At 72.2% G+C, this 6,016-nt stretch carries 7 protein-coding genes; 3 read left to right on the top strand and 4 right to left on the bottom strand.

Going from position 1 to position 6,016, the window contains the following annotated elements; genetic code table 11:
* Positions 1-2: 2 nt before the first annotated feature.
* Positions 3-635, top strand: coding sequence for an ATP-binding cassette domain-containing protein (locus tag GKQ77_RS25770; RefSeq protein WP_308117791.1), 633 nt, complete (start codon positions 3-5; stop codon positions 633-635).
* Here the strand turns inward: GKQ77_RS25770 and GKQ77_RS25765 are convergent.
* The gene (locus tag GKQ77_RS25765; protein ID WP_308117790.1) at positions 616-1,158 is read right to left on the bottom strand and encodes a LysM peptidoglycan-binding domain-containing protein; all 543 of its coding nucleotides are present in this window, start codon (positions 1,156-1,158) and stop codon (positions 616-618) included. The genes GKQ77_RS25770 and GKQ77_RS25765 overlap by 20 nt on opposite strands.
* Before the next feature lie 535 nt (positions 1,159-1,693).
* Between GKQ77_RS25765 and GKQ77_RS25760 the strand changes: the two genes are divergently transcribed.
* Both GKQ77_RS25760 and GKQ77_RS25755 read left to right on the top strand, forming a co-directional pair.
* Positions 1,694-2,473 carry a DUF8842 C-terminal domain-containing protein gene (locus GKQ77_RS25760; protein ID WP_219691328.1) on the top strand — a complete coding sequence of 260 codons (780 nt, stop codon included), beginning with the start codon at positions 1,694-1,696 and terminating at the stop codon, positions 2,471-2,473.
* Positions 2,474-2,588: 115 nt separating this feature from the next.
* Positions 2,589-2,963, top strand: a complete 375-nt coding sequence (locus GKQ77_RS25755; protein WP_219691327.1) for a hypothetical protein — start codon at positions 2,589-2,591, stop codon at positions 2,961-2,963.
* A 107-nt stretch (positions 2,964-3,070) separates the two neighbouring features.
* Here GKQ77_RS25755 and der read toward each other — a convergent pair whose 3' ends face one another.
* The 3 genes from der to cmk form a co-directional block, all read right to left on the bottom strand.
* Positions 3,071-4,549, bottom strand: a complete 1,479-nt coding sequence (gene der, locus GKQ77_RS25750; RefSeq protein ID WP_219691326.1) for a ribosome biogenesis GTPase Der — start codon at positions 4,547-4,549, stop codon at positions 3,071-3,073.
* An 80-nt stretch (positions 4,550-4,629) separates the two neighbouring features.
* On the bottom strand, positions 4,630-5,331 hold the full coding sequence (locus GKQ77_RS25745) for a lysophospholipid acyltransferase family protein (protein ID WP_308117789.1): 702 nt from the start codon (positions 5,329-5,331) through the stop codon (positions 4,630-4,632).
* Entirely contained in the window at positions 5,289-5,984 is a 696-nt protein-coding gene (gene cmk, locus GKQ77_RS25740) for a (d)CMP kinase (RefSeq protein WP_219691325.1), read from the bottom strand. The genes GKQ77_RS25745 and cmk overlap by 43 nt, the downstream gene beginning before the upstream one ends.
* Positions 5,985-6,016: the final 32 nt, after the last annotated feature.

Here is a 6,016-nt window from a genome sequence, read left to right as displayed (position 1 = left end):
GTATCACCCTGGCCGCCCCCGCCGCCACCCTCACCGTCCTCCTCGGCCGCAACGGCTCCGGCCGCACCACGGCCCTGCGTGCCCTCGCCGGCACGCTCCCCCTCTCCGCGGGAGCCGTCATCCTCGACGGGCGGGACATCACCCGGCGCCCCGCGCACGAACGAGCGGCCCGAGGCCTGTGCTTCGTCCCGGACCGGCAGGCCGTGTTCTCGTCCCTCACCGTCGCGGAGAACCTGGCACTCTCCCACCCCGAGGGCGACTTCAGCCGCGCCCTGACCGCCTATCCCGAACTGCGCCCCCTGCTGGCCCGCCGCGCGGGCACCCTCTCCGGCGGCGAACAACGCATGCTCGCCCTCTCCCGCGCCCTGCTCTCGCCGTCCCCGCCCGCGCAGACCGCCGTGATCCTCGTGGACGAGGCGGCCCAGGGCATGTCCCCACCGATAGCGGCCCGCACCTACGCGCACCTGGCCGACCTCGCCGCACACCAGGGCGCCTGCGTCGTCGTCGCCGAACAGCGACTGCCGCCCGCCTTGCGCGAACGCGCGAGCCGGACGGCAGTGGTGGTGCACGAACTGCGCCGGGGCACCGTGGCCTTCAGCGGCGAGGCGGCAGAGTTCAGCTCCGCCCCGGAATGAGGAGCCTCACCCCGACGGCGAGCCGGTCGGGGCTGCTCCCGATGACACCCCGGTTGGCCGTGTAGAGCGCCTTCCAGCCCCCCACGACGTTGTAGCGCCGGGCGATCGAACTCAGCGTCTCCCCGCGCACGACCACGTGCACGCGCCGGCCGACCGGGCCGACCTGGTCGAACCGCTCGATCCGCACCTTCTTGGAACAGGTGGGCCAGGCCTTCCACCCCTGGGTGCGCCGCACCTTCTCGGCGACCTTGATCTGCTCCTCCTTGGTGGCGAGGTCGGCGCGCGGGGCATACGCGAGCCCGCCGTGCTCCTCCCAGGTCGGCTGCCAGAACTGCAGCCCTCCGTAGAAGCCGTTGCCCGTGTTCGTGTCCCAGCGGCCGTTGCTCTCGCACTGGGCGAGGCAGTGCCACGGCCCCTTCTCGAGAGAACAGCCGTACTCCTCGAAGGGGGAGCCCGGCCGCGGCGGCGGGACCGCGGACGCGGCGGCCGGTGGCAGCGCCACCGCGGCCAGAACCGCGCCCACGACCACCGCCACAGCCCTCGTCGATCGCCTCGGATGCGTGCGTGAATGCCTCGACCGCGTGAGCGGATGCCTCGACTGCGTCAGCTGCATCGGCTCACGCTAGGCAGCTCCGCTCCAGGCCAGGGGCGTGCCGCGCCGCCACGGCGGGCCGCCCCACCCGGACGGAGGCCAAGCGGCGCCCGGTCGGCCTCGTACACCCGCTGCCGGCTGCTTCCACGGCCAGTTGCGCGTTACCGCGAGTATCGGTGAGTTTCGGCCACCCACTTCATTCGCTGATATCCGTATTTATCAATCATCGAGACTGGCGATCCGTGACTCACCTCACCGCCCCAACTCCCCCACACCTTCCGCCTGTTGGCGTGGAGTGACAGATTCCGGCGCCCGACTCGCCCGCCGCCGCGGATGGTTCGATTCCGTTCGCCCTCATCCGTGACTTGCGCCACTGATCCACCGTTGTCTTCATTATGAGCCGGGCACCGAACGGCTCGCCACACCCTCACCAAGCACCCCACGTGACGATCCCGAGGAGCCACCCGTGCCGCGCATGCTCGACGTCAGCGACGACGTTCGCGCCGAGATCGGCGACGAAGAAGCCGACCGGCTGCTCGCCGGAGAGACCACCCCGGGCAGCTACGACTGCACGTCGTGCCGTACGCCGGGCGACTCCGAGCAGGAGCACACCAGCACGGTCCTGTTCATCGGCGACGAGACCGCCGTACTCGCCTTCGCCCACGCCACCTGCCTGCCCTCCCAGATCGTCACGGTCTCCGAGGAGCAGCTCCAGGGCGCCGTGCGGTCCATCACCGGCGACGAGGCCGAAGGCGCCGCCGACACCCCCGGCCAGGCTGTCCTCGGCGTAACCAGCGGCCTGGTCCTGATCGAGGGCGAGCTGCGCCCCGCGCTCGTCGTCGAGCCCACCGGACCCATCGCCCGCCCGGGGGCGGCACCCGGCGGCGGCGACGAGTTCCTGCCGCTCCTGATCGAGCAGGGCTTCATGCCGACGCCCTCCCTCGACGGCGCCCCGCCCGTGCTGCACGGCTGGTCGGTGCTGCTCGCCATGGGCCAGCTGCACGCCATCCTCCAGCCCGGCACCGCCGGCGGCTCCCCCGTCGCCTGGTGGCAGGCGCACCAGCCGCTCCAGGTCACCGACGCCTGGCGGGCCGCGGCGAACAAGACGCAGAGCGTGGTGCTGTTCGCCGCGCCCGCGGGCGCCATCGGCCGCCAGCCGCGCGAGGACCTGCTGCGCGACGCCCTGGACAGGACGGCGGCCAGCGGACAGCTCGTCGCGTGCACGCTGCCGCTCGCCGGTACCTGACCTGCCCGATGCCGGGGCCGCCCGCAGACCGCGAACGCGCCGGTCACGCTCCTGCCGGAGCCGGAAAGCGGGGCGGTCCCCGCATCCGTCGGGCGGCGGTTTCGTTGGCACTGACGTGCACACATACGACCCCTCCCGCCACCGGCCGACCTACCAGACCCCGATCCCGTCCATGCGCACGGCGCCGGACACCACGGGTGAGCGCTCGGCCACACCGATCTACGACACGCTGTACTCGGAGTACCGCAGGGCCTTCCGTGCCCTGCCGGGCGACCGCACCGGCGAGGAGAATCTGGGGTTCACCGCCTTCGGCACCGGGCCGTACGGCACGCAGCACCGCGGCGACGGGCGGTACGACTCCCGTCCCGACCCGCGGCAGAACTCCTTCGGCCAGTTCCAGGTGGGCCGCTACGGCCAGCACGACCACTACGCCACGGGCCAGCACCACGTCCCCGCCGCCCTGCCACCGGCCCCGCGCCGCGGACTCTGAGCCGGACGAGCACCGAGCAGTCCGAGCAGTGAAAATGCCCGACCCCCGAAATTGGGGGCCGGGCATTCACGTACGTACGAGCGTACGTACGAACGAACCGTCGTCGGCTACTTCTTGCGGCCGCGCTTCTCGCGCACCCGCACCGAGATATGGATCGGCGTCCCCTCGAAGCCGAACTCCTCGCGCAGGCGGCGCTCAAGGAAGCGGCGGTAGCCCGCCTCGATGAAGCCCGACGCGAAGAAGACGAAGCGCGGCGGCTTCGTGCCCGCCTGGGTGCCGAAGAGGATGCGGGGCTGCTTGCCGCCGCGGACCGGGTGCGGGTGCGAGGCGACGATCTCACCGAGGAACGCGTTCAGGCGGCCGGTCGGCACGCGCGTCTCCCAGCCCTCGATCGCCGTCTCGATCGCCGGGACCAGCTTCTCCATGTGCCGGCCCGTGGCCGCCGAGACGTTGACGCGCGGCGCCCAGGCGACCTGGGCCAGCTCGGTCTCGATCTCCCGCTCCAGGTAGTAGCGGCGCTCCTCGTCGAGGGTGTCCCACTTGTTGTACGCCACCACGATCGCGCGGCCCGCCTCGACGGCCATCGTCACGATGCGCTGGTCCTGGACCGAGATGCTCTCGGAGGCGTCGATGAGGATCACCGCGACCTCCGCCTTCTCCACGGCGGCGGCGGTGCGCAGCGAGGCGTAGTAGTCGGCGCCCTGCTGGAGGTGGACGCGCTTGCGGATGCCCGCCGTGTCGACGAACTTCCAGGTGACGCCGCCCAGCTCGATCAGCTCGTCGACCGGGTCGCGGGTGGTGCCCGCCAGTTCGTTGACGACCACGCGGTCCTCGTTCGCCACCTTGTTGAGCAGCGAGGACTTGCCCACGTTCGGGCGGCCGATGAGCGCGATGCGGCGGGGGCCGCCGATGGCCGTGCCGAAGGTCTGCTCGGGCGCCTCGGGCAGCGCGTCCAGGACGGCGTCCAGCATGTCGCCGGTGCCGCGGCCGTGCAGCGCGGAGACGGGGTGCGGCTCGCCGAGGCCAAGGGCCCACAGGGCGGTGGCGTCGGCCTCGCCGGAGGGGCCGTCGACCTTGTTGGCGCACAGGACGACGGGCTTGCCCGCCTTGCGCAGGAGGCGCACGACGGCCTCGTCGGTGTCGGTGGCGCCGACCGTGGCGTCGACGACGAAGACAACGGCGTCGGCGGCCTCGATGGCGTACTCCGCCTGGGCGGCGACGGACGCGTCGATGCCGAGGACGTCCTGCTCCCAGCCGCCGGTGTCGACGAGCTTGAAGCGGCGGCCCGCCCACTCGGCCTCGTACGTGACGCGGTCGCGGGTCACGCCGGGGCGGTCCTCCACGACGGCCTCGCGGCGGCCGATGATGCGGTTCACCAGTGTCGACTTGCCGACGTTCGGGCGGCCGATGACGGCGAGGACGGGCAGCGGGCCGTGGCCCACCTCCTCGATGGCACCCTCGACATCCTCGATGTCGAAGCCCTCTTCGGCGGCGAGCTCCATGAACTGCGCGTACTCGGCGTCGCCGAGCGCCCCGTGGTCGTGCTCGGCGAAGCCGTCGCCCTCGGGCTGGATCTGGTCGCTCATGAAGTCCGTACCTCGTCGTTCATCGTGGTGATCGGTGCGCCGGTCTTTCGACGGCCGGTGCACTACTTGATAAGTCTCGCTCAGCGCCCGGTCAGGCGCCTGGCGTTTTCCAGGTGGGCGGAGAGCCGCTCCTGGATGCGCACGGTCGCCTCGTCCAGCGCCTTGCGCGTGCGCCGGCCGCTGCCGTCGCCCGCTTCGAACGGGTCGCCGAAGACGACGTCGACCCTGCTGCGCAGCGGGGGCAGCTGCTTTATCAGCCGTCCGCGCCGGTCGGTGCTTCCCAGCACCGCGACCGGGACGATCGGGGCGCCCGAGCGCACCGCGAAGTACGCGAGCCCGGCGCGCAGCGAGGCGAAGTCGCCCTCGCCCCGGGTGCCCTCCGGGAAGATCCCGAGGACGCCGCCCTGCTCCAGGACGCCGAGCGCCCTGGTGATGGCCGTCCGGTCGGCGACCGAGCGGTCCACCTCGACCTGGCCGATGGCGCCGAGGAAGGAGCCGAGCGGGCCGATGAACGCTTCCTTCTTGATCAGGAAGTGCGTCGGCCGGGGCGCGACGCCCATGACCATCGGGCCGTCCACGTTGTGCGAGTGGTTGACGGCGAGGATCACGGGGCCGCGTGCGGGTACCCGCCAGGAGCCGAGGACGCGCGGCTTGAACAGGCCGTACATGAGGCCGACGCCGATCCGGCGGCCGACCTCGGCACCGCGCTCGGAGGCGCCCCGCTCAGCTGCACCTTGGGTCACTTGGCGGCCCGCTTCTCCTCGACGAGGGTGACGACGCACTCGATGACCTGCTGGAGCGTGAGTTCGGTGGTGTCGACCTCGACGGCGTCGTCGGCCTTGGCGAGCGGGGACGTCTTGCGGCTGGAGTCGGCCGCGTCCCGCTTGATCAGGGCTTCCTGGGTCGCCTTGATGTCGGCGCCCTTCAGCTCGCCGGAGCGGCGGGCGGCGCGCGCCTCGGGGGAGGCGGTGAGGAAGATCTTCAGGTCGGCGTCGGGCAGCACGGTCGTGCCGATGTCACGGCCCTCGACGACAATGCCCTTCTCGGCCGATCGGGCGATGGTCCGCTGCAGCTCGGTGATGAGGGCGCGCACCTCGGGGACGGCGCTGACCGCGCTGACCTTGGAGGTCACGTCCGTGGTGCGGATCGGCCCCGCGACGTCGGTGCCGTCGACCGTGATGGTCGGGGCGGCCGGGTCGGTGCCGGAGACGATCTCGGGCTTGCCCGCGACGGCGGCGATCGCGCTCGGGTCGGTGAGGTCGATGCCGTTGTGCACCATCCACCAGGTGATCGCGCGGTACTGGGCGCCGGTGTCCAGGTAGCTGAGGCCGAGCTGGGCGGCGACGGCCTTGGACGTGCTCGACTTGCCCGTGCCGGAGGGCCCGTCGATGGCGACGATCACTGCTGCCGGGGCGGCGGTTGCTGCGGTTTCCACGGGGGGCGGGCACCTTTCGCGGTACGCGGGGC

Origin of the sequence: Streptomyces anatolicus (assembly GCF_019400875.1) — a bacterium.
Classification (GTDB): domain Bacteria; phylum Actinomycetota; class Actinomycetes; order Streptomycetales; family Streptomycetaceae; genus Streptomyces; species Streptomyces anatolicus.
This window is presented reverse-complemented; position numbering and strand designations above follow the sequence as displayed.

Bases quoted from the DNA above. Each gene is read 5' to 3' on its own strand.
- der (WP_219691326.1), bottom strand. From the start codon at position 4,549: ATGAGCGACCAGATCCAGCCCGAGGGCGACGGCTTCGCCGAGCACGAC.